The organism is Pseudomonas sp. HMSC057H01, from assembly GCF_001836405.1.
In the GTDB taxonomy this organism is placed as follows: Bacteria; Pseudomonadota; Gammaproteobacteria; order Pseudomonadales; family Pseudomonadaceae; genus Pseudomonas; species Pseudomonas aeruginosa.
On sequence record NZ_KV828490.1, the window covers coordinates 1 to 24,982 of the forward strand.

Annotated in this window: 22 protein-coding genes and 1 pseudogene; 11 read left to right on the forward strand and 12 right to left on the reverse strand. The window is 65.7% G+C overall.

Going from position 1 to position 24,982, the window contains the following annotated elements; genetic code table 11:
• The 4 genes and pseudogenes from HMPREF2581_RS32305 to HMPREF2581_RS32310 all read left to right on the forward strand — a co-directional run.
• Window positions 1-125: pseudogene (locus tag HMPREF2581_RS32305) on the forward strand (Rhs element Vgr protein); the annotation flags it as partial.
• Entirely contained in the window at window positions 115-855 is a 741-nt protein-coding gene (locus HMPREF2581_RS18535) for a DUF4123 domain-containing protein (protein WP_003140105.1), read from the forward strand. The pseudogene HMPREF2581_RS32305 and the gene HMPREF2581_RS18535, both read left to right, overlap by 11 nt.
• Window positions 852-5,696: an RHS repeat-associated core domain-containing protein gene (locus HMPREF2581_RS18540; protein ID WP_003140107.1), complete on the forward strand. Its 4,845-nt coding sequence runs from the start codon at window positions 852-854 to the stop codon at window positions 5,694-5,696. The genes HMPREF2581_RS18535 and HMPREF2581_RS18540 overlap by 4 nt, the downstream gene beginning before the upstream one ends.
• Before the next feature lie 9 nt (window positions 5,697-5,705).
• A complete protein-coding gene (locus HMPREF2581_RS32310; protein WP_016254153.1) occupies window positions 5,706-6,140 on the forward strand; it encodes a hypothetical protein in 435 nt (144 codons plus the stop codon).
• Between the two features lie 362 nt (window positions 6,141-6,502).
• On the opposite strand, the gene HMPREF2581_RS18545 is transcribed toward HMPREF2581_RS32310, so the two are convergent.
• Window positions 6,503-7,105 (reverse strand): glutathione S-transferase family protein, encoded by a 603-nt coding sequence (locus tag HMPREF2581_RS18545; RefSeq protein WP_003097816.1) that lies wholly within the window; start codon window positions 7,103-7,105, stop codon window positions 6,503-6,505.
• A gap of 55 nt (window positions 7,106-7,160) precedes the next feature.
• The gene (locus HMPREF2581_RS18550) at window positions 7,161-8,327 is read right to left on the reverse strand and encodes an aminotransferase-like domain-containing protein (RefSeq protein WP_003140110.1); all 1,167 of its coding nucleotides are present in this window, start codon (window positions 8,325-8,327) and stop codon (window positions 7,161-7,163) included.
• 81 nt (window positions 8,328-8,408) lie between these two features.
• Between HMPREF2581_RS18550 and HMPREF2581_RS18555 the strand changes: the two genes are divergently transcribed.
• Window positions 8,409-8,885: a MarR family winged helix-turn-helix transcriptional regulator gene (locus HMPREF2581_RS18555; protein WP_003097819.1), complete on the forward strand. Its 477-nt coding sequence runs from the start codon at window positions 8,409-8,411 to the stop codon at window positions 8,883-8,885.
• Between the two features lie 49 nt (window positions 8,886-8,934).
• Here the strand turns inward: HMPREF2581_RS18555 and HMPREF2581_RS18560 are convergent, their stop codons facing one another.
• Entirely contained in the window at window positions 8,935-9,570 is a 636-nt protein-coding gene (locus HMPREF2581_RS18560) for a hypothetical protein (protein WP_003087573.1), read from the reverse strand.
• Window positions 9,571-9,800: 230 nt separating this feature from the next.
• Between HMPREF2581_RS18560 and HMPREF2581_RS18565 the strand changes: the two genes are divergently transcribed.
• Complete coding sequence (locus HMPREF2581_RS18565) at window positions 9,801-11,003, forward strand: benzoate/H(+) symporter BenE family transporter (RefSeq protein ID WP_003140113.1); 1,203 nt, start codon at window positions 9,801-9,803, stop codon at window positions 11,001-11,003.
• Between the two features lie 6 nt (window positions 11,004-11,009).
• Here HMPREF2581_RS18565 and HMPREF2581_RS18570 read toward each other — a convergent pair whose 3' ends face one another.
• Both HMPREF2581_RS18570 and HMPREF2581_RS18575 read right to left on the reverse strand, forming a co-directional pair.
• On the reverse strand, window positions 11,010-11,903 hold the full coding sequence (locus tag HMPREF2581_RS18570; protein ID WP_003097823.1) for a bile acid:sodium symporter family protein: 894 nt from the start codon (window positions 11,901-11,903) through the stop codon (window positions 11,010-11,012).
• Between the two features lie 158 nt (window positions 11,904-12,061).
• Window positions 12,062-12,823: an SDR family oxidoreductase gene (locus HMPREF2581_RS18575; RefSeq protein WP_003140115.1), complete on the reverse strand. Its 762-nt coding sequence runs from the start codon at window positions 12,821-12,823 to the stop codon at window positions 12,062-12,064.
• Window positions 12,824-13,073: 250 nt separating this feature from the next.
• Between HMPREF2581_RS18575 and HMPREF2581_RS18580 the strand changes: the two genes are divergently transcribed.
• Window positions 13,074-14,078, forward strand: coding sequence for an NADP-dependent oxidoreductase (locus HMPREF2581_RS18580; RefSeq protein WP_003120416.1), 1,005 nt, complete (start codon window positions 13,074-13,076; stop codon window positions 14,076-14,078).
• A 163-nt stretch (window positions 14,079-14,241) separates the two neighbouring features.
• A complete protein-coding gene (locus HMPREF2581_RS18585) occupies window positions 14,242-15,963 on the forward strand; it encodes a SulP family inorganic anion transporter (protein WP_003140117.1) in 1,722 nt (573 codons plus the stop codon).
• On the opposite strand, the gene HMPREF2581_RS18590 is transcribed toward HMPREF2581_RS18585, so the two are convergent.
• Window positions 15,944-17,902, reverse strand: coding sequence for a methyl-accepting chemotaxis protein (locus tag HMPREF2581_RS18590; RefSeq protein WP_003140119.1), 1,959 nt, complete (start codon window positions 17,900-17,902; stop codon window positions 15,944-15,946). The two genes, HMPREF2581_RS18585 and HMPREF2581_RS18590, sit on opposite strands and share 20 nt — an antisense overlap.
• 201 nt (window positions 17,903-18,103) lie before the next feature.
• Here HMPREF2581_RS18590 and HMPREF2581_RS18595 point away from each other — a divergent pair, with 201 nt between their 5' ends.
• Window positions 18,104-18,511 carry a DUF5086 domain-containing protein gene (locus tag HMPREF2581_RS18595; RefSeq protein WP_003087555.1) on the forward strand — a complete coding sequence of 136 codons (408 nt, stop codon included), beginning with the start codon at window positions 18,104-18,106 and terminating at the stop codon, window positions 18,509-18,511.
• 6 nt (window positions 18,512-18,517) lie between these two features.
• On the opposite strand, the gene HMPREF2581_RS18600 is transcribed toward HMPREF2581_RS18595, so the two are convergent.
• The gene (locus tag HMPREF2581_RS18600) at window positions 18,518-19,126 is read right to left on the reverse strand and encodes a flavin reductase family protein (RefSeq protein ID WP_003087553.1); all 609 of its coding nucleotides are present in this window, start codon (window positions 19,124-19,126) and stop codon (window positions 18,518-18,520) included.
• 137 nt (window positions 19,127-19,263) lie between these two features.
• On the opposite strand from HMPREF2581_RS18600, the gene HMPREF2581_RS18605 reads away from it, so the two are divergent.
• Window positions 19,264-19,611 (forward strand): GFA family protein, encoded by a 348-nt coding sequence (locus tag HMPREF2581_RS18605; RefSeq protein ID WP_003114600.1) that lies wholly within the window; start codon window positions 19,264-19,266, stop codon window positions 19,609-19,611.
• Here HMPREF2581_RS18605 and mnmH read toward each other — a convergent pair.
• The 3 genes from mnmH to HMPREF2581_RS18620 form a co-directional block, all read right to left on the reverse strand.
• The gene (gene mnmH, locus HMPREF2581_RS18610; RefSeq protein ID WP_003087548.1) at window positions 19,590-20,699 is read right to left on the reverse strand and encodes a tRNA 2-selenouridine(34) synthase MnmH; all 1,110 of its coding nucleotides are present in this window, start codon (window positions 20,697-20,699) and stop codon (window positions 19,590-19,592) included. The genes HMPREF2581_RS18605 and mnmH overlap by 22 nt on opposite strands.
• Window positions 20,699-21,733, reverse strand: coding sequence for a selenide, water dikinase SelD (selD, locus tag HMPREF2581_RS18615; RefSeq protein ID WP_003087546.1), 1,035 nt, complete (start codon window positions 21,731-21,733; stop codon window positions 20,699-20,701). The genes mnmH and selD overlap by 1 nt, the downstream gene beginning before the upstream one ends.
• 83 nt (window positions 21,734-21,816) lie before the next feature.
• Window positions 21,817-22,095, reverse strand: coding sequence for a hypothetical protein (locus HMPREF2581_RS18620; RefSeq protein ID WP_003097836.1), 279 nt, complete (start codon window positions 22,093-22,095; stop codon window positions 21,817-21,819).
• Between the two features lie 114 nt (window positions 22,096-22,209).
• Between HMPREF2581_RS18620 and HMPREF2581_RS18625 the strand changes: the two genes are divergently transcribed.
• Window positions 22,210-23,247 (forward strand): patatin-like phospholipase family protein, encoded by a 1,038-nt coding sequence (locus tag HMPREF2581_RS18625; protein WP_003087542.1) that lies wholly within the window; start codon window positions 22,210-22,212, stop codon window positions 23,245-23,247.
• A gap of 3 nt (window positions 23,248-23,250) precedes the next feature.
• On the opposite strand, the gene HMPREF2581_RS18630 is transcribed toward HMPREF2581_RS18625, so the two are convergent.
• Both HMPREF2581_RS18630 and glsB read right to left on the reverse strand, forming a co-directional pair.
• On the reverse strand, window positions 23,251-23,856 hold the full coding sequence (locus tag HMPREF2581_RS18630) for a DUF4893 domain-containing protein (protein WP_003110632.1): 606 nt from the start codon (window positions 23,854-23,856) through the stop codon (window positions 23,251-23,253).
• Window positions 23,857-23,966: 110 nt separating this feature from the next.
• Entirely contained in the window at window positions 23,967-24,875 is a 909-nt protein-coding gene (gene glsB / locus HMPREF2581_RS18635) for a glutaminase B (protein ID WP_003087537.1), read from the reverse strand.
• Window positions 24,876-24,982 lie beyond the last annotated feature (107 nt).

Consider the following 24,982-nt stretch of genomic DNA (forward strand, 5'->3'; position numbering starts at 1 on the left):
TGCGGCAGGCCGACAGCGACAAGGCCGGCGCCCTCCTCACCCCGGCCCAGATCAATACCCTGAAGCGCAACGCGCCCTTCTGCGAAGAGTGCGAGAAGTGCAAGGACGGTGCCTGTGACCTCTGACGCCCTCTCCCCGCGAACCTGGCTGGCCCGACATCCGCTGCAGGCAGGCGAATGCCTGTACGCGATCTTCGGCAGCGCCAGCGATGCCGCGCCCCTGCAAGCCTACTACCGGAAAGACAGCCCACCCCTACCGCTCCCTCTCTGGAACGGTACGCCATATGCCGACTGGCAACCGGTGATGCCCTACCTCGCGAAGCTGTCCCCCAGCAGCGTATTCCTCGATTGGGCTGCCAGCGAAAAGTCTCGCGACTGGGGTTGGCTGGCAGTTTCCACCTGGTCGACAGACGCAATCCTAGAGCACCTACGCAGCCTCACCCAGGTACGCATGCCGGATGGCAGCGAAGTGTTCTTCCGTTTCTGGGACGGCCGTCACCTGCTACCGATACTCGCCCACCTCGGCGAGAAAGCGCACGAAGTACTGCCGATGTTCGGCCGTTACCTGATCAATGGCAAAGCACTCGAAACCGGCCAGGGCCATCCCCATGCCGCCCGTCCCTACCCCTGGTGGGAGGTTCCGCGGGCACTGGTCGACACGCTGCATGCCGACGACCCGACTACCGCTATCGACAACCTGCTGCAGTGGCTGCGCGAGAACCACGCAGATCTGTACTTCGCCTATCCCGAGCGAAGTCTGCAATTGCGCGCCAGACGCCTCATCGCGAAAGCCGTCGCCATGGATGAGATCGGCGGCCTGTTGTTGAACCAGTTGGAAAAGGACCTGACCCCATGATCTCGTCGTTCTACGCCATGTTCATGCTGCGCGGAGTGAACGCGAAGCAGCCGGATGCCAGCCAGTTGATCGGCGAATTCAGCTCCGGGGTGCTCAACCGCTATGAGGAATATGCGAACAGTTGGCTCTGGGGCTGGGCACTCGACGTCCAGCAGACCATCGCCCTTTCCGATGGGAACGGCAACGAGTTGACCAGGCTGAAAGCCGACAAGGACGCCAACATCCTCGAAGACGTCGCCTCATGTCCGGTCAACGGTCAACTGAAACTGCTGCATACTTTCGAATCGACCAGTTTCGTGCCCATCGGCAACACGCCTTACGAAATCACTCGGATAGGCAGCAGGACACCGCAGTTCAAGGGCGTACTGGATGCAGATGGGATGGCGAGCATAAGCGGCTGCGCTCCCAATACGCTGTACCAGGTCAAGTTCTACCCAGAGGTAAGCATCCAGGAGATCGACGCGCTCTACCGCTCCTACGACGACGTAATCGCCAAGCTGAACGAGTGGCTTCTGGAGCAATGGAACGGCCCGCTTTCCGCCGAATGGAAAAGGCTCGCGCCGGTTGGCGACCGTAGGCGGATGGAGCAGATAAACGACGCCTATCTGGACGGCATGGGCAAAGCGCTGGTCAATCTCTGGGATGATGTGGTCGAGCTGTTCGGCATCCTCGCGAACCTCGACGAGCACGCGGCGAAACTCCTTGAGTTCATCAACGAAGCGGATTTCGAAAAGCTCAAGGCTCAGGCCAAGGAACTCCTCGGTACCGCCTTGCTGATCGCCAGCGACGAACCGCTTCTGTTCATCTATGCCAGCGCCATCGTGTGCTGGACCCAGTTGCTGCCGCCCACGACTGCCGCGGAAATGGTCGCGGAACTCTCCACCGGCCTGCTCCTCGATATTCTGCTCGGCATCATCCTGACCGGCGGAGCCGGTCTCGCCGTTCGCCTGGCCGTCAAGGGCTCGAAAGCAATCAAGGCCTCCGAAGGTGCGATGCTGCTGCGCAAAGCCATGCAGGTGCTGATCGATACCAGCTGTCGGCATTCCCTCCAGTTGCACGCGGAAAAGCTGAAACCTCTGGCCGTCCGCGGTGAAGTGATGGCCAACAGCTCCAACAAGATCACCGCACAGATCCAGAGCACCGCCCAAGGCATCGCCCGCACCGAGCACGACACCCTGCCGCTGAGCCGAGGAAAGCGCGCGAACACCTCGCTCTCCAGCAGTCAGGCGACGCCCGATGCCTCCGCACCCGGCAGGACGCCCGCCGGCAAACCCGCCGACCAGGCCGCCCAGACCTGCGTCAAGGACTGTCCCGTTTCGATGGTCACCGGCGAGGAGCTGCTGACCCTGACCGACTGCGAGCTGGACGGTCCGCTGCGTTTCGCCTGGACGCGCCTGTACCGCACCAGCGCGGCGGAAATCGACAATGGTCTGGGCTTCGGCTGGAGCCATGCCCTCTCCCATCGCCTCGATCGCGACGGCGACGAGCTGGTATGGACCGATCACGAGAACCGCCGGACCCGCTTCCCGATCCCTGACGCCCAGCGCCCGGCGATCACCAACCGACTGTCGCGCGCCGCCATCTACCTCGGCGGCGACCCATCCGAACTGATCCTTGCCCAGGCCGGCGAAAAGCCGCGCTTCTACCACTTCCGCAAAGACCCGGACGGCGCTTACCTGATCGCCATCAGCGACGCCTACGGCAACCGCCTGGAACTGAGTCGCGACCGCCTCGGCCGGCCGCGCCGCCTCAGCCACAAGGCCGGGCGCGCGCTACTGCTGTGCTACCAGGGCAGGCACATCGAGCGCGTCGAGTACCAGGTGTACCAGCCCGCCGATAACCTGGAGGCCTGCTGGCACACCACCCAGGTACTCGCCCGCTACCGCTGCAACGAACGTGGCCAGTTGATCGAAGCCGGAAACGCACTCTACGAGGCCGAACGCTATCGCTACGACGCGCGCAATGTCATCCTCGAGCGCCAGTTGGCCGGCGGCGCCTCGTTCTTCTGGGAATGGGAAGGCGAAGGCAAGCAGGCCCGCGCGGTCCATCACTGGGCCAGCTTCCCGCAGATGGACTCGCGCTACGTCTGGAACGAAGACGGCAGCGTTACCGCGATCAACGCCGACGGCAGCGAGGAAGTCTATGTCCACGACGACAACGCGCGCCTGGTACGCCAGGTCGATCCCGACGGAGGCGAAACCCTCAGGCACTACGACGAGAAGGGCCAACTGGTCGCCGAACGCGATCCGTTGGGAACGATCACCGAGTACCGCTACGACCAGGCCGGACGCTTGGAGGCACTGCTCCCGGCCGAAGGCGAGCCAACCTGCTATAGCTACTTCGACGGCTTCGTGCGCAGCGTGCGCCGCGGCGAGGCGCAGTGGAAGTACGAGCGCAACACTCAGGGCGACATCACCCGCCAGACCGATCCCGAAGGCAACGTCACCCACTACGCCTACGACCACCGCGGCTGCCTGGTGGAAATCACCCATGCCGACGGCAGCCTGCACCAGTTGACCTGGAATCCGCTCGGCCAGTTGATAGAAGAACAGCTTCCGGACGGTAGCGTGCGCCGCTATCGCTACGACACACTGGGTAGACAGATCACCCGCCAGGACGAAAGCGGCGCCATCACCCGGTTCCAGTGGGATGCAGCAGGCCGCCTGAGCCAGATCACCCTGCCCGGTGGCGCCAGCCGCATGTACCGCTACAACGCTTACGGCAAGGTCACCAGCGAGTGCGACGAACAGGGCCGGATGACCCGCTACGAATATCTTGACGACCTGCACCTGGTCAGCCGGCGGATCAACCCGGACGGCAGTCAGCTGCGCTACCGCTACGAAAACGCCCGGCTACTGCTCAGCGAGATCGAGAACGAACGCGGCGAACGCTATCGCCTCGATTACCACGGCAACGGCCTGATCAGCCAGGAAACCGGCTTCGACGGCCGCCGCACCGCCTATCGCTACGACCTCAAAGGCCAGCTTCTGGAGAAAACCGAGTACGGCGACGACGGCAGCGAACTGCGCACCACCTACCAGCGCGACAGTACCGGGCGCCTGCTGGCGAAGACACTGCCCGACGGCAATCGGGTCGACTACCGCTACGATACGCTCGGACGCCTGGTCGCCGTCGACGACGGCACCTGGCCGCTGGCCTACGAATACGACCTACGGGACCGCCTGGTCCGCGAGCACCAGGGCTGGGCCACCCTTCACTACGCCTACGACGCCCTCGGCCAGTTGATCCACTGCCGACTGCCCGACGGCAACCGCGTCGACTACCGCTACCAGACCGGCGGCACCCTCTCGGCAATCGATCTCAACGGCCAGTCCCTGACCCGGCACCAGTTCGGTAGCGGTCGCGAACGCCAGCGCCAGCAGGGCGAACTGCTCAGCCAATACCACTACGATGAGCAGGGCCGCCTGCTGGCCCACCAGGTCAGTCAGCGGCAGCGCCATCTCTACCAGCGCCAGTACCGCTATGACGCTAGCGGCAACCTGGCCGCCATCGAGGACAGCCGCAAGGGCATTCGCAGCTTCCACTACGACCCGCTGGACCGCCTGCTCGGCGTACGCGGTGAAACCCCGGAAAGCTTCGTGCACGACCCGGCCGGCAACCTGCTCGCCCAGGGCGGGCAATTCGACGCGCGACAGATGGAGGTTCGCGGAAATCGCCTGCTGACGCAGGGCGACCGGCATTTCGACTACGACGCCCACGGCAATCTCGTTCGCGAACGCCGCGGCACCGGGCAGAAGCTGGTCACCGAATACAGCTACGACTGCCAACACCGCCTGATCGGCGTCAGCCTGCCGGACGGGCGCCAGGTCGTCTACCGCTACGACGCCTTCGGCCGACGCATTGCCAAGCAGGTCGACGGGCGCAATACCGAGTTCCTCTGGCTCGGCGAACGCCTGCTCGCCGAGAGCGGCGACCGGCACTACCGCACCTATCTCTACGAACCCGACAGCTTCCGCCCGCTGGCCCTGCTCGACGGCGAAGGCCCGGAACAGGTCGAACCCTGCTACTACCAACTCGACCACCTCGGTACCCCGCAGGAACTGACCCGCGCCGATGGCCGCCTCTGCTGGTCGGCGCGCTACCGGGCTTACGGCAATGTGCTCAAGCTGGACATCGCCGAAGTGGATAACCCACTGCGCTTCCAGGGCCAGTATTTCGACGCCGAGACCGGGCTGCACTACAACCGCCATCGCTACTACAATCCAAGCACGGGACGCTACCTGACCCCCGATCCGATCAGGCTGGCAGGTGGGTTGAACAGCTACCGGTACGTGCCGAATCCGACGGGGTGGGTGGACCCGTTGGGGCTGGCCTCAAATAAAACTCGCTGTCCCGAAGCATTAGACAATAATCCCCGCAAAGGGATTAACTCCACATCCGGCAGCAAAAAGCCGGCAGGACCAATCGTAGAGCTGGATGCGCAGGGAAACGAGATTTACTACCGAACACTAAGCGAGCAGCACCTTGAGATACTGAGGAACAACTTTGAAGTACCTCCGACGAGTGAGACCTTCATCTCCCCGCTACAATCCTACTCCCAAGAGTATGATGGGAAATTAGTAAGACTTACAGCCAGTCCAGGCACCATGAATGAGCTGTCTAAAATTGGAGTAACTGCAAATTCCGGAACCGGCCTATTGCTTCCAGATCTCCCTCCCGCCCGAAAGGGCTGGAAACAGAACAACGCACTATTCAAACTCGAAGCACTAAAAAAGCCAACGATAAATGAAGGAGGCGGCGTTATCAACACTGGCCTTGGGGATGGAAAAGCCCTAGAGATTTTCAACAAGAACCTAATAGACTTCGAAGTAATAGACTAGAGAAAACTCATGAAAACCATTTATAACTTCAAACAGCGTATCAAAGAAGACCCCGAGTACATTCGAAAAGCCCATGAACTCACTTTGAATACAACGAAGCCTAAAGCTGGCCTTAAAGGGACTTATGGACTACTGGGCTCAAAGGAATGGTGGGACAATCTTGAAAACGGATCAATTCCACAAAAAGAAATTTCCGGAACCATAAAGAAAGTATATTTAACGGGGCAAGACAATACCGAAGATTTCAACACGATAGATATAGAAACAGAAAACAAAACCCTCTGCACGGAGGGCACTTACACAAACAAGAATACCGACAGAAAGCATTACGAAGCAGGAAAAAAAATCACCATAAAATATGCTTTCGACCCACTAAAAAAGCCCAAACCAAATGGAGACATCGACTATTCAAAAATAGTTGTTGAGATATTAATATCCGAATAACTGAAAATCAGCCTTAGGGAAGGTTATATAAAAAACCAAAAGACAGAAGCAAATGAAAACCCCCTATCCATGGGAATCATACATCGGAAAGTTGACATGTTCTTTTCTCGAATAAACAGAAAAGCTGGAGGATGCCAGCGAACCAGGATCGCTCCGACGAAACGCTAGCAAAGCACCATGAGCAAGTATGAATCCAGCTGAGATAACGCACACTTACTCATGACCTGGCCCAACACTGCCGGGAATTTTCCCTGGCTCAGGAAGTTCACGCATCTTGCCCAATGAGTGGAAATTTCGCTCTACCCGAAACTCCCGCTCATGACAGAAATCACTGCCTCGCCAACCGCTGATCGAAGCTCCCCTCAATCCAGCATCCCCACATACCCCGGCACCTCCCCCACTCGCTTGATCCACGCGCGGATCGCCGGGTAGGCCGTCAGGTCGAAGCCGCCTTCATGGGCGACATGGGTGTAGGCGTAGAGGGTGATATCGGCGATGGAGAACTGTTCGCCGACCAGGAATGGCGTGCGCGACAGCTGTTTCTCCATGACGTCGAGGGCCTTGTAGCCGCCGATCTTCTTCTCTTCGAACTCGGCGCGGCGGGCTTCCGGGAGGCCGAGGTAGAGCTTGATGAAGCGCGCCACGGCCACATAGGGCTCATGGCTGTATTGCTCGAAGAATTGCCATTGCAGCACCTGGGTGCGCAGGCGCGGTTCGCTGGGCAACAGGGCGCTGCCGTCGGCGAGGAAGTTGAGGATGGCGTTGGACTCCCACAGGCAACTGCCGTCCTCCAGCTCCAGCACCGGTATCTTGCCGTTGGGGTTCTTCGCCAGGAACTCCGGGGTCTGGGTCTCGCCCTTGAGAATGTCCACCGGTACCCACTGGTAGTCGATGCCGAGCAGCGACATGGCCAGCTTGATCTTGTAGCAGTTGCCCGAACGGTAATCACCGTAGACCTTGTACATCGTGTCGCTCCTCGGATCGGATGGCCGGCGCCCCGGGAGGAGCGCCGATGAGGGTTCAGGCCGCTTCGGCGGCCTGGGCATCGCGGACGACCTTGGCCAGGCGCCGCAGGCCTTCGTGCAGGCGCTCCGGGGCGACGTGGCTGAAGTTCAGCCGCAGACGCCCGAGGTTCTGCTCCGGCTCGGCGAAGAAAGGTTCGCCGGGCATGAATGCGACATCGGCGGCCAGCGCCGGCTGGAGCAGGGTGCGGGTATCCAGCGGCTGCCTGAGAGTCAGCCAGAAGAACAGCCCGCCCTCCGGGATATTCCATTCGGCCAGCTCGCCGAAGTGCTCCAGCAGGGCCTCCTGCATGGCGTCGCGGCGGACCCGGTAGAACTCGCGCAGTTCGGCCAGGTGCTGGCGATAGGCCTCGCTGCCGAACCATTGCAGCGCCTGCCACTGCCCTACCCGGTTGGTATGCAGGTCGGCCGACTGTTTCAGCCGCAGCAGGTGCGGGAACAGGTCCGGGGTGGCGATCAGGAAACCGACGCGCAGGCCCGGCAGCAGGGTTTTCGACACCGTGCCGGTATAGATCCAGCTGGACTTGCGCAGGCGGCTGACCAGCGGGGTTGCGCGGCCCTCGTCGAACACCAGTTCGCGATAGGGTTCGTCTTCGATCAGGGTCACGCCGAATTCGTCGAGCAGCGCCGCCACCGCGTCGCGGCGTCCCTCGCTGTAGCGCACGCCGGACGGATTCTGGAAAGTCGGGATCAGGTAGGCGAAAGCCGGCTTGTGTCGCTCCAGGCGCTGCCGCAGGGCAACCAGGTCGGGGCCCTCGGCACCCAGCGGCACGGTCACGCAATCGGCGCCGAACAATTGGAAGGCCTGTAGCGCGGCGAGGTAGGTCGGCGCCTCGAGCAGCACCTCGGTGCCCGGATCGATGAACAGCTTGCTGGCCAGGTCGAGGGTCTGCTGCGAACCGCTGACGATCAGCACCTGGCTCGCCTCGCAGGGGACGCCGAGGGCGCGCGCTTCGGCGGCGATGGCTTCGCGCAGGGCAGGCTCGCCTTCGCTCATGCCGTACTGGCCCATGGAGGCCGGCATCTGCTCCCACTGCACCTTCGGCAGCATCGGCTCGGCCGGCAGCCCGCCGGCGAACGACATCACCTCCGGACGCTGCGCCGCGGCAAGGATTTCGCGGATCAAGGAGCTTTTCAGGCGGGAGATGCGTTCAGAGAAGGCCATGGGATCACCGGTAGCGTAGGCGGGAAAAAATGAGTCAAACTGCTTGACCGAAACTACGATGCCGCGCCCGGAAGCGTCAATATGCCTGACCTGAAAAACCACGCCGTCCAGCAGCAGGCCATGATGGAAGCCTTCTTCTTCGCGTACCAGGCCTTCACCACCAAGCCTGACGAGATGCTCGCCCGCCGCGGCCTGGGTCGCGTGCACCACCGCGTGCTGTTCTTCATCGCCCGCTATCCGGGCCTCAGCGTGAAGGAACTGCTGGCCCTGCTCGGCGTGACCAAGCAGGCGCTGAACATCCCGCTGCGCCAGTTGCTGGAGATGAACCTGATCGGCAGCGCCACCGCCGACGACGACAAGCGCAAACGCCTCCTCGGCCTCACCGCCGAGGGCGTGCGGTTGGAAAAGGCGCTGCGTCGCGAGCAGTCGCGGCTGCTCCAACGCTGCTTCGAGGAAGCCGGCGGCGAAGCGGTCTCCGGCTGGCTGGCGGTCAATCGCACCCTGGCTCGGGCGCATGCAGGCAGCCGCGGCGAAGCGGCGACGGAGGCCGCCGACTGACGCCCATGGGCCTGGCGCCTGGACGCTCGGCAAGCCGACCGGCTGCCCGCTAGCCCCGCTCCAGCTCCCGCGCCGCGCGCCAGCAGGCCAGCGCCATGGCCAGGGTGGCGGCCAGCAGCGGCAGTACCGCCAGCACCAGCAACAGCACCGAAGCCAGCATCGCGCCGCCGGCGATGTCCAGCCAGGCCATGATCCGCAGCGACGGATAGAGGTTTTCCTGCTTGAGCAGACGCAGGCCCAGCCAGAGGGTGGTAGCGCCGATCAGCGCAAGCAGCGCGAAGTACACCAGCGCCTGCCAGTTCCAACCCTGCAGCGCATCGTCGGTAACCGCCAGCAGGCTCCAGCCCTCGCCCAGCAGGGTCAGGAGAATCGACAACCATACCGGCCAGGCCAGCGAGGGGCCGCGAAAGCGCGACTCGACCAGGTGCTTGAGCCGCAGCAGCAGGTAGGCGCCGAGCAGGCTGAGGAGCAGGCCCAGCCAGTCGGCGTAGACCCCGAACGCGGCGCCATCGCCGAATGCCTCCAGCAGGCTGAGCACCATCAGCACCACGCCGCCGGCTATCGAGGCCAGGCAGAGCCAGGCGAGGATGCGCAGTTGCGCGGGCGTCCAGCGCCGGCGGAAAGCATCCGGTATGCCCTGCTCGACCAATTCGACACGCGGCGTGGCGTAGGGGTTTGCATCCATGGCGAAGCTCCTCGGCAAATGCCGGGAAGTTACCAGCTCCGCCAGCTTCCGGCAGCTGCGACTGTATGGCCAACTATGTCCGCGGCTGTACCGGGACAGCCCCTGGCCGGCTGTTTAGGCTGCGCAAAACAGAAAAAGATGATCGGCACTCCGCGCCTCGCGCAACCTGCCCCGTGGCTCCGCCCACCGCCGTGCCCGGTCGTCCCGCACACTCCATGGAAGTACCCGGCATGACCGAAACCACCCAGCCCCAGCCCCAGCCTCGTCTGCGTCCGTTCGCCGACTCCTCTCCCGCCGCCGTGGTGGCCGGCTTCGTCGCCATGCTCACCGGCTACACCAGCTCGCTGGTACTGATGTTCCAGGCCGGGCAGAACGCCGGCCTCAGCAGCGCGCAGATTTCCTCGTGGATCTGGGCCCTGTCGATCGGCATGGGCCTGGCGACCATCGGCCTGACCCTGCGCTACCGGGTGCCGATCGTGATCGCCTGGTCCACCCCCGGCGCGGCGCTGCTGATCAGCAGCCTGCCCGGAGTGCCGTACAGCGAGGCGATCGGCGCCTTCATCGTCTGCGCCCTCCTGATCACCCTGTGCGGCGTCACCGGCAGCTTCGAACGCCTGATGCGCCAGGTTCCCTCCTCGCTGGCCTCGGCGCTGCTGGCCGGGGTGCTGTTCCGCATCGGCATCGAGATCTGCAACGCCGCCGAGCAACAGACCCTGCTGGTGCTGGCGATGTTCTTCAGCTATCTGCTGTGCAAACGCTTCTCGCCGCGCTATGCGGTGTTCGCTGCGCTACTGGTGGGGGTGCTGCTGGCCGGGATACTGGGCCAACTGGACTTCAGCAGGTTCCGCCTGGAACTGGCGGTACCGGAGTGGACCATGCCGAGCTTCTCCCTGGCCGCCACCATCAGCATCGGCATCCCGTTGTTCATCGTCGCCATGGCGTCGCAGAACATGCCCGGCATCGCCGTGCTGCGCGCCGACGGCTACCAGGTGCCGGCCTCGCCGCTGATCTCGAGCACCGGCATCGCCTCGATCCTGCTGGCGCCGTTCGGCTCCCACGGGATCAACCTGGCGGCGATCAGCGCGGCGATCTGCACCGGTCCCTCGGCCCACGAGGACCCGCACAAGCGCTATACCGCGGCGCTCTGGTGCGGCTTCTTCAACTGCGTCGCGGGAACCTTCGGCGCCACCCTGGCAGCGTTGTTCGCGGCGTTCCCCAAGGCACTGGTGCTGTCCATCGCCGCTATCGCCCTGCTCGGCTCGATCATGAACGGCCTGGCCAATTCGATGGCCGACGAGCGCCAGCGCGAGGCCGCGCTGGTGACCTTCATGGTCACCGCCTCCGGCTTCACCCTGCTGTCCATCGGCTCGGCGTTCTGGGGCCTGGTGGCCGGCCTGCTGACTCAGTTCGTGCTCAACTGGCGGCGCGGCTGACCGACCTCAGTCCGGCGCCGTCACGGGCGCCGGCGCGGCCTGGTGGCCACGGCTGACCCACCAGCCGAAGGCCGCCGCGGTGAAGAACATCAACACCCCGTAGATCGCCGGCGGAATCGCCATGGTGCTGTTGTTCAGCAGGCTCGGACTCAGCGCCAGGGCGATCGCCAGGGTGCCGTTGTGGATGCCGATCTCCATGCCGATGGCCACCGCCTGGGCCTTCGGCAGGCGCAGCAGGCGCGGTACCCAGTAGCCCACCGCCAGGCTCAGCAGGTTGAAGGCCAGCGCGGCCAGCCCGACCACCGGCGCGTAGGTGACGAAGGTCTGCCAGTCCTTGGCCAGCGCCAGCAGGATGATCACCAGCAACAGCAGCGCGGAAAGGATCTTCACCGGCTTCTGCAGCCGATCCGCCACGGCCGGCAGGCGGTTGCGCACCAGCATGCCGATGGCCACCGGGCCGAGGACGATGACGAACACCTGCATGACCTTGCCGAACTGCAGGGGAATCGCCTGCCCGTCGCCCATGAAGTATTGCAGCGACAGATTGACGATCAGCGGCATGGTGAGGATGGCGATCACCGAGTTCACCGCGGTCAGGGTGATGTTCAGTGCCACGTCGCCATGCGCCAGGTGGCTGTAGAGGTTGGCGGTGGTGCCGCCGGGCGAGGCCGCCAGCAACATCATGCCGACCGCCAGGGCCGCCTCGAGGGCGAAGCCCTGGACGATCAGGAAACAGGCCAGGGGCAGCAGGACGATCTGGCACACCAGGCCGACCAGCACCGGCTTCGGGTAGCGCACCACGCGGAGGAAGTCGGCCGGGGTCAGGGACAGTCCGAGACCGAGCATGATGATGCCCAGGGCGATGGGGAGGAACAGGGTCAGGATGGGATCGGCGGTCATTATTGTTATTGCTCCGATGCGATGGAGACGGGCTCAGGCCCCGGATTCTCGACCCAGGTTAGTCCCCCGGCAGTGGCCTGGCGCGCCAAACCGCGCGCCGACCTGTAACAGAATGCGAATGCCCCGCGCCGGGGCATCCCGATTGTATCGCCGCCCGCTCAGATCGCCGTCGCCCCGCCGTCCACTGGCAAGGCGATACCGGTGGTGAAGCCCGCGTGGTCGCTGCACAGGTAGAGCACCGCGGCGGCGATTTCCTCGACCCGTCCGACCCGACCCAGCGGATGCATCGCGGCGGCGAACTCGGCCTTGCGCGGATCGGCCTCGTAGGCGCGGCGGAACATGTCGGTGTCGATCACCGCCGGACACACGGCGTTGACGCGGATGCCCTTCTTCGCGTACTCGATCGCCGCCGATTTGGTCAGGCCGATCACCGCGTGCTTGGAAGCAGCGTAGATGCTCATCTTCGGCGCCGCGCCGAGCCCGGCGACCGAGGCGGTGTTGACGATCGCGCCGCCGCCCTGGGCCAGCATCAGCGGGATCTGGTGCTTCATGCACAACCAGACGCCCTTCACGTTGACAGCCATGATGGCGTCGAACTCGGCTTCGTTGCCGTCGGCCAGCTTGCCCTGCTCGATCTCGATGCCGGCGTTGTTGAAGGCGTAGTCGAGATGGCCGTAGGCCGCCGCGCAACCCTCTACCAGCGCCTTGACCTCGGCGTCGCGGGTGACGTCGCAGCGAATGAAGAGGGCTTCGCCTCCCGCCTGGCGGATCGCTTCGACCGTGCCCTCGCCGCCGGCGCTGTCCAGGTCGGCGACCACCACCTTGACCCCGGCGGCGGCGAAGGCCAGCGCGGTAGCGCGGCCGATGCCCGCCGCACCGCCAGTGACCAGTGCGACCTGGCCGGAAAGAAGTTTGCTCATCTGCTGCTCCTCGGAAAATCGCCTTCCGCCAACCGCGACGGAATCGGGCCGCGCCAGTCTAGCCAGGGCCGGCGCAAGGCATAGCACTATCAGGGGACTGGAGGATGGGCCATCCAGCCCGCTGATAAGACTGATGGCGGCGAATCATCGACATAGATGACCGGTCATTTCCGCGCTCGCCTTCGCTTGCCGCCGGCGCCGGCGCCGGCTATCCCTAGGGGCCTGTTTCCCGACATTCGAGTACCCTGCCATGACCTCCCAGATCAATCGGCAATACCAGTTGGCCCAGCGTCCCAGCGGGCTGCCCGGCCGCGACACCTTCAGTTTCGTCGAGACCCCGCTCGGCGAGCCGGCCGAGGGCCAGATCCTGGTGAAGAACGAGTACCTGTCGCTGGACCCGGCGATGCGCGGCTGGATGAACGACGCCCGCTCCTACATCCCGCCGGTGGGGATCGGCGAGGTGATGCGCGCGCTCGGCGTCGGCAAGGTGCTGGTTTCGAAGCACCCCGGCTTCCAGGCCGGCGACTACGTCAACGGCGCCCTCGGCGTGCAGGACTATTTCGTCGGCGAGCCCAAGGGTTTCTACAAGGTCGACCCGTCCCGCGCGCCGCTGCCACGCTATCTCTCGGCGCTGGGCATGACCGGCATGACCGCCTACTTCGCGTTGCTCGACGTCGGCCAGCCGAAGAACGGCGAGACCGTGGTGATCTCCGGCGCCGCCGGTGCGGTGGGCAGCGTTGCCGGGCAGATCGCCAGGCTCAAGGGCTGCCGGGTGGTGGGCATCGCCGGCGGCGCCGAGAAATGTCGCTTCCTGGTCGAAGAACTGGGCTTCGACGGCGCCATCGACTACAAGAACGAAGACCTCGCCGCCGGACTCAAGCGCGAATGCCCGAAGGGTATCGATGTGTTCTTCGACAACGTCGGCGGCGAAATCCTCGACACGGTGCTCACCCGTATCGCCTTCAAGGCACGCATCGTCCTCTGCGGGGCGATCAGCCAGTACAACAACAAGGAAGCGGTGCGCGGCCCGGCCAACTACCTGTCGCTGCTGGTCAATCGGGCGCGCATGGAAGGCATGGTGGTGATGGACTATGCCCAGCGCTTCCCAGAAGGCCTGAAGGAGATGGCCACCTGGCTGGCGGAAGGCAAGCTGCAATCGCGCGAGGACATCGTCGAAGGCCTGGAGACCTTCCCCGAAACGCTGCTCAAGCTGTTCAGCGGGGAAAACTTCGGCAAGTTGGTGTTGAAGGTCTGAGGTCCGCCGCCGGCGCGAAGAAGCGGCGGATAGCGCCTTGCGCTATCCGCCCTGCGCCTCGCCTCGAAGAGCGTGTGCACTGAAGAAATAATGATTCCCGGCAATCCTGCCGCCTGTCCTTCGGGCTAAGCTGCGGCATCCGCGCCTGCAAGGAATCAGCCGCATGCCGCTCGCCCGCTGGGTACCCGGACTCGATAGCCTGCTCCACTACCGCCGCGCCTGGTTCCGTCCGGATGTCCAGGCCGGGCTGTCGGTGGCGGCGATCCAGATCCCCACCGCCATCGCCTACGCCCAGATCGCCGGCTTCCCGCCCCAGGTAGGCCTCTATGCATGCATCCTGCCGATGCTGATCTACGCCCTGATCGGCAGCTCGCGCCAGTTGATGGTCGGCCCCGACGCGGCGACCGCGGCGATGGTCGCCGCCGCCATCACCCCGCTGGCGGCGGGCGACCCGCAGCGCCTGGTGGACCTGTCGATGATCGTCGCGATCATGGTCGGGCTGTTCTCCATCGTCGCCGGCCTGGCCCGCGCCGGATTCATCGCCAGCTTCCTCTCGCGACCGATCCTGGTCGGCTACCTCAACGGCATCGGCCTGAGCCTGCTGGTCGGGCAACTGGGCAAGCTGTTCGGCTACGAGGCGGCGACCAGCGGCTTCGTCGCCGGCATCCTCGCGCTGCTGGAGAACCTGCTGCACATCCATTGGCCGACGCTGATCCTCGGCAGCCTCTCGCTCTTGCTGATGGTGCTGCTGCCGCGGCGCTTCCCGCAGTTGCCCGGGGCGCTCTGCGGCGTCCTCCTGGCCAGTCTCGCCGCGGCGCTGCTGGGCCTGGATCGCTACGGCGTGGAACTGCTTGGCGAGGTACCGGCCGGGCTGCCGCAACTGAGCTGGCCGCAGACCAGCCTGGAGGAACTGAAAAGCCTGCTGCGCGACGCCACCGGCATTACCGTGGTCAGCTTCTGCAGCGCCATGCTCACCGCGCGCAGCTTCGCCGCCCGTCACGGCTACAGCATCAACGCCAACCACGAATTCGTCGCCCTCGGCCTGGCCAACATCGGCGCCGGGGTCTCCCAGGGCTTCGCCATCAGCGGCGCCGACTCACGCACCGCGGTGAACGACATGGTCGGCGGCAAGACCCAACTGGTCGGCGTGATCGCCGCACTGGTGATCGCCGCCACCCTGTTGCTGCTGAACAAGCCCCTGGGCTGGGTGCCGATGCCGGCGCTCGGCGCGGTCCTGTTGCTGGCCGGCTGGGGCCTGATCGACGTGCAGGCGCTGAAGGGCTTCTGGAAGCTCAGCCGCTTCGAGTTCAGCCTCTGCCTGCTGACCACCGTCGGCGTGCTCAGCGTCGGCGTGCTGCCGGGAATCTTCGTCGCCGTCAGCATCGCCGTACTGCGCCTGCTCTACTACACCTATCGCCCGAGCGACGCGGTGCTCGGCTGGATGCACGGCATCGACGGCCAGGTCGAGCTGGCCAAGTACCCGCAGGCCACCACTCTTCCCGGCCTGGTGATCTACCGCTTCGACGCCCCCCTGTTGTTCTTCAACGCCGACTACTTCAAGCAGCGGGTGCTTGCCGTGGTGGACGGCAGCGAGCGGCCGAATGCGGTGCTGCTCAACGCCGAAGCCATGACCAACCTCGACATCAGCGGCCTGGCCACCCTCCACGAGGTGCAACAGATCCTCAAGGCCCAGGGCGTGCACCTGTCGCTGGCGCGGGTGACCGGGCAGACGCTGGACCTGCTGCAACGCTCGAGCATGCTCGGCGAGATCAAGCCGCCGCTGGTGTTCAGCTCGGTGCGCTCGGGGGTCAGTGCTTATCGCTACTGGCTGCGCCAGCAGGAAAGACTCGCCGCCCAGGCCGCGGCTACAAGCGGAAATGCCTGACCATGCCCTGTAGTTCGCGCCCCAGCTCCGCCAGTTGTTCGCTGGACGAAGCCGTCGACTGCATGGCCTGGGCCGACTGATCGGCCACCTCGCGGATCGCCGTGACGCTGCGGTTGATCTCCTCGGCGACCGCGCTCTGCTGCTCGGAGGCCGCGGCGATCTGCTGGTTCATCTGCTGGATCAGCGCCACCGCCGTAGCGATGTTGCCCAGCGCCGCCTCGGTCTGCAACGCGTCGTCGACGCTCTGGTCCACCAACTGGTGGCTGCGCTGCATACGCTGCACCGCCTGCTGCGTGCCATTCTGCAAGGCACCGATCAGGGTCTCGATCTCGGCCGTGGACTGTTGGGTGCGCCGCGCCAGCGCCCGCACCTCGTCGGCGACCACGGCGAAGCCTCGACCCTGGTCGCCGGCCCGCGCCGCCTCGATGGCGGCGTTCAGCGCCAGCAGGTTGGTCTGCTCGGCCACGCTCTTGATCACGTCCAGCATGCTGCCGATGCGCTGGCTGTCGGCGCTCAGCGCCTCGACGCTGGCGGTGGCCGCGCGCACCGCCTCGGCCAGTCGCTCGATCCGCTCCAGGGTCTGGCGTACCACCTCCTGGCCGACGCTGACCTTGCCGTCGGCGCTTTCCGCCGCCCCCGCGGCTTCCTCGGCGTTGTGCGCCACTTCATGGACGGTGGCGGCCATCTGGTTCATCGCCGTGGCCACCTGTTCGGTTTCCGCCCGCTGGCTGTCGATTCCCAGGCGGGTGCGCGTGGTAACGCCGGACAGCGCCTCGGAAGCGCCGGCAATCCGCCCGACGCCGTCCTGCAACTGGCTGACGATACCGCGCAGGCTGCCGGTCATGGCGCGCATCGCGGCCATCAGTTGGCCAACCTCGTCGCGCCGCTCGCTGTCGACCCGTACCGCCAGGTCGCCTTCGGCGATCCGCTGCGCCACACCCATCGCCTGGCGCAGCGGACGGACGATCAGCAGGCTGATGCCGAAGGCCGCGCCCAGGCCCACCAGCAGCGCCAGCACGGCGGCGCCGACGATCAGCAGGGAGTTTGTCCGCAGGCTGTGGAGCATGGCCTGCTGCTGCGCCTCCCAGCTACGGTCGACACGCGCCATCACCTGCCCGGCGCGCTCGCCCATGGCGGCGTACATCTGCCGCTCCTGGCGCTGGCTGGCGCGATACTCGGCGAGCTTGTCGGCGAAACCGCGGATATTGGTCAGCACGTCCTTGACCACCGACACGTAGGCATCGTCGGTGATCGCCTGCTCCAGCAGGGCTGCCAGCTCCAGCGCCTCGCGCAGCGATTTCGGCGGCCCCTCCTGCGCATCCGCGGCGCGCGCTTCGAGACGCGAGCGGGCCTCGTCCAGCCCCTGAAGGACCAGGCGATTGACCTGGGCGACCTGGGCCGCCTGCTGCAACAGCGGCTCGCCGTCGTGCCCCTGGCTCTCCTTCAGCGCATAGGCGCCATCCTCGGCCAGGCTGGACTGGAGGATATCGAGGCTGTTGGCGGCGCCGTTCAGCGACCAGCTGGCGCTTTCCCAAGCCAACTGGCGTCCCTGGATGGACTGCTCGAAGCGGCCGAACGCTTCGAGGTATGCCGCCAGCACCTGCTCCACCTCGGCCATGCCAAGCGCCTGATCGGCGTCGCCGTCGGCCTTGAGCCGGCCCACCCGTTCAAGGGTCGCGGCCAGGCGCTGGCGCAAGCGCTCGGCGTCGCTCTTTTCCCCGTGCAGGGCAAAGTCCTTCTCGGCCTGGCGAACCTCCAGCACGTCGCGATTGATCGCGCTCATCTCCTGCAGGCGCGCGAAGCGCTGCCCCAGCGCATGCAGCGAGAGCACCGCGAGCGCGGCCACCAGCGCGGTCAATAGCAGGACCAGGGTAAAACCGATGGCCAGTTTCTTCGCCGTGCCGAGATCGGCCAGACGCCTGCGCAGCAACCCCAGCATGACTCCCCTCCCCCGTGACGCGCCGTCTGCGTGCGCATTTCCCGCTGTGTCGCGCGTTTTTCGCCGAACCTGAGCGGCCGGGCAAGGTAGTAGCACGATAATGGCCAGGAGAGATATGCGCAGGTCGTTTCCAGGATATCCGGGCTGACGTCGGGCGGGCGCGGAGCCATACTGGGCGCCCCATGGAAAAAGGAGCTTGCCATGCGTCCCGTATTGCCGCTGTTGCTGTCGCTGAGTCTGTGCGCCCCCGCCCTGGCCGACTGGAGCGGCCCGATCGAGCAGCCGCTCTGGTCGTTGCCGGCGGCGCCGGGCCTGTCGCGCTGGCTGATCGTGCACAACCTGTCGAGCGCGGCGGCCGACGGCCTGTACCACGTCGAGGTCCTGGAGCGCCGCCAGGGCCAGCAGCCCTGGCAGTTCCAGCGCCTGGCCGCGCACCTGGCGCTGACCGAACAGGCGCTGCGCGCGAGTATCGTGGCGCCGCTGAAACGCGGCGGGGTGTATCCGGAAAGCTACCAGTTCGCCTATCGCCAGTGGCAGGAACGCCAGGCCGCGGGCCAGGCGCCGGTGTGCCGGCGCACGGTCGACGAGTGCCTGCGGGCGCCGGACTGAGCCCGACTACCTGGGCCGGATCATGCTGAACGTGTCGCGGGTATAGCTGTAGTGGCTGCCGCCCAGGCGACCGACCAGGTCGAGCCTGTCGCTATCCACATGGCGCTCGTCGGCCAGCACGGCATCGTCGACATGGGCCAGCAGCACGCGGGCGAAGATCAGGTGGCAATTGGGGTTCTCCGCCGGATACGGCTTGATCTCCGCCACCTCGCACTCGAAGGCCACCGCCGCCGCGGCGATCCGCGGCGGCGCCACGCGTACGCTGGACACGGTAGGGATGCCGACCGTCTCGATCTCGCTCACGCCATGGGGCAGCCAGGCGGAGGTGGCGTTCATGGTCTCTGCCTGGGCGGCGCCGACCAGGTGGATCACCAACTGCCCGGTGGCCTGGACGTTGCGCAGGGTGTCCTTGAGGCTGCCGTCGTCGCGCAGGCTGACGTTGACCATCAGGGTCGGCGGCTCGTCGCTGATCACCTGGAAGAAGCTGAACGGGGCCAGGTTGCTGGCGCCCTCGGCGGACAGGGTCGAGACCCAGGCAATCGGTCGCGGGGTGACGGTGGAAGCCAACCAGCGATAGGCCTCGGCGGGAGCGATGGTGGTGAAGTCCAGTTGCATGGCGGTCTCGCGGAAATCGACGGAGGGGACGCCGATTATGCCGCAGCCCCGCAGCTCTCGCGACCGTCTGCGCCGCGGCCCTGCGCCACCTGGAGGCAGCGGCTAGACTTGCCCTACCCTCACCCAGGAGCCCTGCCATGAACTATCGAGGAAGCTGCCACTGCGGAACCATCGCCTACGAAGTCGAAGGCGACCTCGACCAGGTGATCCAGTGCAACTGTTCACTGTGCAGCCGGCGCGGCTGGCTGCTGTGGTTCGTCCCGCGCGACCGTCTGGCGCTGAAGACGCCGGCCAGCGCGATGCACACCTACACCTTCAACACCCATCGCCTGCAGCATCACTTCTGCCCCACCTGCGGCTGCGCGCCGTTCAGCGAAGGCATAGGCCCGGACGGCCAGGCGATGGCCGCGGTCAACGCGCGCTGCCTGGAGGACATCGACGCCAACGCGCTCCCGGTACAGCACTACGATGGCCGCAACGCCTGACGCTGGCGCAGGTAGCCGATCACCTCGGCCTGGTTGCCACGGAACTCGACGCGGTCTTCCTTGCTCTGCCGCTGGAAGGCGTACATCGGGTCGTAGTACTCCTTGAGCAGCCCCTCGATCCAGCCGCGATGGGTATCCACCGAGCCGTCGCGGCCCTGCTCTTCCAGCGCCTGCACGAGGATCGCCGCCAGCCGCTGGTAGCGCTCGCCGCCGAGGCGCTTGACGATGCCGGCGAGGCTCTTCTGCAGGTAGGCGGAGAAGGCGGCGAAGCCCTCCTCCACGCCCACCACGCGCTCGAACTCGCTGCGCAGGTCGATCACGTAGTCCCTGAGGATACGCTCGACACGCTGCTCGAAGGCATCCTCCAGCCAGACCAGCGGGTAGCCCTGCATGCCCTGGTACAGCTCCAGCGGCAAGGAGCAGCTGCCGACGATCCGCCCCTCGTCCTCGAGGACGAACTGGCCGACGCCACGATGACGCTTCTTCAGGATGTCGATGGCCAGGCGGTTCTCGAAGTCGATCTGCGCCGGCTGCGGCGTGGCTCGCCGGCCAAAGCTGGAGCCGCGGTGGTTGGCGTGGCCTTCGAGATCGAGGCTGTTGTCCAGCGCCGCGATCACCTCGGTCTTGCCGCAACCGGTGAGGCCGCCGACCAGCACGAAATCGCACTCGTCGACCGCCGCGCGGGTGGTTTCGAAAAGGAAGTTGCGCAACGCCTTGTAGCCGCCGATCACCCGTGGGTAGTCGATGCCGGCGTCCTGCTTCAGCCACTGCTGGACGATCTGCGAGCGCAGGCCGCCGCGGAAGCAATACAGGTAGCCGTTCGGGTTGGCTTCGGCGAAGGCTTTCCAGGCCGCCAGCCGTTCGGCCTTGAGCGCCCCGCAGACCAGTTCGTGACCAAGGGCGATGGCGGCCTGCTGGCCGTGCTGCTTATAGCTGGTGCCCACCTTCTGCCGCTCGATGTCGTTCATCAGCGGCCGGTTGACCGTGTTGGGAAAGGCGCCCTTGTGGTACTCCACCGGGGCGCGCACATCCATCAGGGGGATATCGTCGAGAAACAGCTCGCGGTAGTGCTGGGTGTTGTCGCGCATTACAGCACCTGTACCGCGAGACTCTGTCGCTCGACCAGTTCGCCGATCGGCGCCAGTTGCAGGCCGAGTTCCGCCGCCACGGCGAGGAACTCCGCCTCGCCTTCCGGAGCCACCGCCACCAGCAGGCCGCCGCTGGTCTGCGGATCGCAAAGCAACAGCTTCTGCACCTCCGGCAGTGGCGCGATGCGCTCGCCATAGCTGTCGAAGTTGCGCAGGGTGCCGCCGGGCACGCAGCCCTGCTCCAGGTAATATTCGGCACTGGCCAGGCGCGGCACCGCGGCGTACTCAACGCGCGCGGTGAGCTTGCTGCCGTCGGCCATTTCCACCAGGTGGCCGAGCAGGCCGAAACCGGTGACGTCGGTCATCGCCTTGACCCCGGCCAATCGACCGAAGCGCGCGCCGGGCCTGTTCAGGGTGCACATCCAGTCGCGCGCCACGCCGACGTCCTCGGCGCGCAGCCTGGCCTTCTTCTCGGCAGTGGTGAGGATGCCGATGCCCAGCGGCTTGGTCAGGTACAGCCTGCAGCCGGCCTCGGCGGTGTCGTTGCGTTTCATGAAACGCTTCTCCACCACGCCGGTCACGGCCAGGCCGAAGATCGGCTCGGGGGCGTCGATGGAGTGTCCGCCGGCCAGCGGGATGCCGGCTTCCTCGCAGACCTTGCGGCCGCCGGCGATCACCTCGCGGGCGACTTCCGCGGCCAGCACGTTGACCGGCCAGCCGAGGATGGCGATGGCCATCAGCGGGTCGCCACCCATGGCGTAGATGTCGCTGATGGCGTTGGTCGCGGCGATACGGCCGAAATCGAAGGGGTCGTCGACGATCGGCATGAAGAAATCGGTGGTGGAGACCACCCCGCGCTCCTCGTCGAGGGCGTAGACAGCCGCGTCGTCGCGCGAGGCGTTGCCGACCCAGAGCTTCGGATCGAGGTTCTGCGCGCCGCTGCCGGCGAGGATCACCTCCAGTACCTTGGGCGAAATCTTGCAGCCGCAGCCGGCGCCGTGGCTGTACTGGGTCAGGCGGATCGCCTCGCTCATCGGTGTACTCCCGTGGATGTCGGAAAAGTGCCCATTCTAGCAAAGCCGGCGCCGCCGCCAGAGGGCCGATCGCCGCGCCCGGCTCAGCGCCCGGCGCGCGACTCGCGGATATAGAAGCGCGCCTTCTCGGCCTTGCTGGTGCAGCCCTCGTAGGCTTCGAACTGCTGCTGGGTCTTGGCCCCGGTGAGCAGGGTCAGGGCCTTCGAGTAGCTGACGGTGCCGGCGAAGCCTTCGGCCTTGGCCAGGTCGAGTTCCTTCCAGGCCGCGTCCAGCTGGTCGGCACAGTTCTCCCGGTAGGCGGTCTTGCCGGCGCAGCCGGCCAGGGTCAGGGCAAGGACGGGCAGAACGATCCAGGTTTTCATCGAACGATCTCCGGACAGGGAAAGGGCCGCGCATCGCCGCGACGCACTTGGCGGCGGCCGGGCGACACGCGTATCGTTTTCGCTTCGTCACGCAGTATTGGCAAGGGGTTGCAGATGAGCAAACAGGTCGCCCTGGTATTGGGCTCCGGCGGTGCGCGCGGCTACGCGCACATCGGCGTGATCGAGGAACTCGAGGCGCGCGGCTATGAGATCACCTGCATCGCCGGTTGTTCCATGGGCTCGGTGATCGGCGGCATCTACGCCGCCGGCAAGCTGCGCGAGTACCGCGAGTGGGTGGAAAGCCTGGATTACCTCGACGTGCTGCGCCTGCTCGACGTCAGCTTCCGCCTCGGCGCGATCCGCGGCGAGCGGGTGTTCGGCAAGATCCACGAGATCCTCGGGGAGGTGAACATCGAGGACCTGTCGATCCCCTACACGGCGGTTGCCACCGACCTCACCAACCAGCAGGAAATCTGGTTCCAGGAAGGCTGCCTGCACCAGGCCATGCGCGCCTCGGCGGCGATCCCCAGCCTGTTCACCCCGGTCATGCAGGGCAGCCGCATGCTGGTCGACGGCGGCCTGCTCAACCCGTTGCCGATCGTGCCGGTGGTGTCGGCCCACAGCGACCTGATCATCGCGGTCAACCTCAACGCCACCAACCAGAAGCAATACCACCTGCCGGTGATCGAGCGTCCGGCCGCGCTCAAGGGGCGCTTCGACAGCATGATCGAGAGCCTCGGCCACAAACTCTCGTTCTTCCGCCGCCACGGCGACGACAATACCCCGCCGGAGCTGAGCGCCGACGCCCTGCTCCATCCGGTTCCGGCGGAATCCGAGGAGCCCGCCGAGCCGCAACTGCAACAGCCGGCCGCGGCGCCGCAAGGCAAGGACTCGCCGAAGTCGGCCAGCGGCACCACGGTGGTGGAAAGCAGCGGTCCGGCATCGCTGCTGGAACTGGTCAACCAGAGCTTCGAGGTGATGCAGACCTCGTTGGCGCAGTACAAGATCGCCGGCTACCCGCCGGACATCCTGATCAACGTGCCGAAGCGGGTCTGCCGCTTCTTCGAGTTCTACAAGGCGCCGGAGCTGATCGCCCTCGGCCGGCAGATCGCCAGCGACACCCTGGACCGCTACGAGGAAGACAACGCCTGAGCCTCAGCGGCTGAACTCGAGGACCTCGTAGCCGCCGCGCCGTTCCGGGAACAGCAGGAGGAAGCCGCCGGCGTGCGGGCGCAGCAGCGCGACCACGTCGGACTCAGCCGGCGCGCCGTGGGCCAGGCCACTGAAGGCCACCTGGGGCTCGTCGTTGACCGTGGCGCCGCCGAGGAACACGTAGCGCTGCGTGCCTTCGCGGAACAGGTAGCCGCTGACCCGCTGCGAACCGCTGGTCTTCTCCAGGAACAGGCCGCGGTCGGTACGCCGGATGCGGCACTGGAAGTTCGGATAGCGATAGATGCCGTACTGGTCGGCCTGGGTCGAGCGGCACTTCCAGTCGCCCAGCAGGCCTTTCTCGTCGACGGCGACGACGGGCTGCGCCAGGCTGAGTTCCAGTTGCTCCAGTTCCGGCAGGAATTCCTCGAAGGCACTGTCGTAGTAGCGCTTGTTGATGGCCTCGGCGTCCTGCTCGACGGCCAGCACGCTGCGCTGCTGCTGGTCGCTGGTATAGCCACGCCAGTCCGGCTCGGCGGCGCCGGCGTGCGCGCAGGCGGCGAGAACGGTGAGGCAGGCGAAGACACGGGAAACGGGAATCGGGCGGGACATGGCGACCATCCTGGCGAGTGGACCGGCGCATCCGGCGCCGGCAAGCGGTAGCCGCAGAACATAGCGCAGCGGCGCCGGGAATTCGAGCGCCACCACGACGGGCGGCGGTTTCAGAAGATCGACCAGCCGATCCGCTCGCTGAGCTTTTCCAGCGCGGCGATACCCGCCAGCGAATTGCCCGCGGCGTTCAGCTCCGGCGACCAGACGCAGACCGTGAAGCGCCCCGGCACCACCGCGATGATGCCGCCGCCGACGCCGCTCTTGCCCGGCAGGCCGACCCGGTAGGCAAAGTTGCCGGCCTCGTCGTAGAGCCCGCTGGTGGCCATGATCGCGTTGACCTGCTTGGTCTGCCGCTCGTTGAGCACCTGCTCGCCGCTGTGCTTGCAGAAGCCCTTGTCGGCGAGGAAGCAGAACGCCCGCGCCAGGTCGACGCAGCTCATGCGCAACGCGCAATGATGGAAATAGCTGAGCAGCACCGCCTCGACGTCGTTGTGGAAGTTGCCGAACGATTTCATCAGGTAGGCCGCCGCCGCGTTGCGCGAGCGGTGCTGGTACTCCGAGCGCGCCACCACCGAGTCCGACACCACTTCCGGGTTGCCGCACAGGCGCCGGACGAAATCGCGCATCGATTGCGCCGGCGCGGCGAAACGCGACTGGTTGATGTCGCAGATCACCAGGGCGCCGGCATTGATGAACGGATTGCGCGGCTTGCCGCGCTCGAACTCCAGCTGCACCAGGGAGTTGAAAGGCTGGCCGGAGGGCTCGTGGCCGAGGCGTTGCCAGATGTCCTCGCCGGAATGCTGGATCGCCTGGACCAGGCTGAACACCTTGGAAATGCTCTGGATGGAAAACGGCCGCAGGGCGTCGCCGGCATGGAACAGCTCGCCGTCGCGGCTGTACACGGCGATCCCCAGTTGGTTCGGCTCGACGCCGGCGAGCGCGGGAATGTAGTCGGCGACCTTGCCGCGCCCGATCAGCGGGCGGACTTCATCGAGAATCTCGTTCAACAGTTGCTGCATGATGACCTTCGTCGTGACACCGGGGCGCCGACCCGGCGCATCCGGGCCAGCGCGAATGCGCGGCATCATAGGCGATGAACGCGCGGGAGGCATGCCCCTCGCGCAGA

Coding starts and splice junctions, on each gene's coding strand:
- HMPREF2581_RS18540 (WP_003140107.1), top strand. CDS start 852: ATGATCTCGTCGTTCTACGCCATGTTCATGCTGCGCGGAGTGAACGCG.
- HMPREF2581_RS32310 (WP_016254153.1), top strand. CDS start 5,706: ATGAAAACCATTTATAACTTCAAACAGCGTATCAAAGAAGACCCCGAG.
- HMPREF2581_RS18545 (WP_003097816.1), bottom strand. CDS start 7,105: ATGTACAAGGTCTACGGTGATTACCGTTCGGGCAACTGCTACAAGATC.
- HMPREF2581_RS18550 (WP_003140110.1), bottom strand. CDS start 8,327: ATGGCCTTCTCTGAACGCATCTCCCGCCTGAAAAGCTCCTTGATCCGC.
- HMPREF2581_RS18555 (WP_003097819.1), top strand. CDS start 8,409: ATGCCTGACCTGAAAAACCACGCCGTCCAGCAGCAGGCCATGATGGAA.
- HMPREF2581_RS18560 (WP_003087573.1), bottom strand. CDS start 9,570: ATGGATGCAAACCCCTACGCCACGCCGCGTGTCGAATTGGTCGAGCAG.
- HMPREF2581_RS18565 (WP_003140113.1), top strand. CDS start 9,801: ATGACCGAAACCACCCAGCCCCAGCCCCAGCCTCGTCTGCGTCCGTTC.
- HMPREF2581_RS18570 (WP_003097823.1), bottom strand. CDS start 11,903: ATGACCGCCGATCCCATCCTGACCCTGTTCCTCCCCATCGCCCTGGGC.
- HMPREF2581_RS18575 (WP_003140115.1), bottom strand. CDS start 12,823: ATGAGCAAACTTCTTTCCGGCCAGGTCGCACTGGTCACTGGCGGTGCG.
- HMPREF2581_RS18580 (WP_003120416.1), top strand. CDS start 13,074: ATGACCTCCCAGATCAATCGGCAATACCAGTTGGCCCAGCGTCCCAGC.
- HMPREF2581_RS18585 (WP_003140117.1), top strand. CDS start 14,242: ATGCCGCTCGCCCGCTGGGTACCCGGACTCGATAGCCTGCTCCACTAC.
- HMPREF2581_RS18590 (WP_003140119.1), bottom strand. CDS start 17,902: ATGCTGGGGTTGCTGCGCAGGCGTCTGGCCGATCTCGGCACGGCGAAG.
- HMPREF2581_RS18595 (WP_003087555.1), top strand. CDS start 18,104: ATGCGTCCCGTATTGCCGCTGTTGCTGTCGCTGAGTCTGTGCGCCCCC.
- HMPREF2581_RS18600 (WP_003087553.1), bottom strand. CDS start 19,126: ATGCAACTGGACTTCACCACCATCGCTCCCGCCGAGGCCTATCGCTGG.
- HMPREF2581_RS18605 (WP_003114600.1), top strand. CDS start 19,264: ATGAACTATCGAGGAAGCTGCCACTGCGGAACCATCGCCTACGAAGTC.
- mnmH (WP_003087548.1), bottom strand. CDS start 20,699: ATGCGCGACAACACCCAGCACTACCGCGAGCTGTTTCTCGACGATATC.
- selD (WP_003087546.1), bottom strand. CDS start 21,733: ATGAGCGAGGCGATCCGCCTGACCCAGTACAGCCACGGCGCCGGCTGC.
- HMPREF2581_RS18620 (WP_003097836.1), bottom strand. CDS start 22,095: ATGAAAACCTGGATCGTTCTGCCCGTCCTTGCCCTGACCCTGGCCGGC.
- HMPREF2581_RS18625 (WP_003087542.1), top strand. CDS start 22,210: ATGAGCAAACAGGTCGCCCTGGTATTGGGCTCCGGCGGTGCGCGCGGC.
- HMPREF2581_RS18630 (WP_003110632.1), bottom strand. CDS start 23,856: ATGTCCCGCCCGATTCCCGTTTCCCGTGTCTTCGCCTGCCTCACCGTT.
- glsB (WP_003087537.1), bottom strand. CDS start 24,875: ATGCAGCAACTGTTGAACGAGATTCTCGATGAAGTCCGCCCGCTGATC.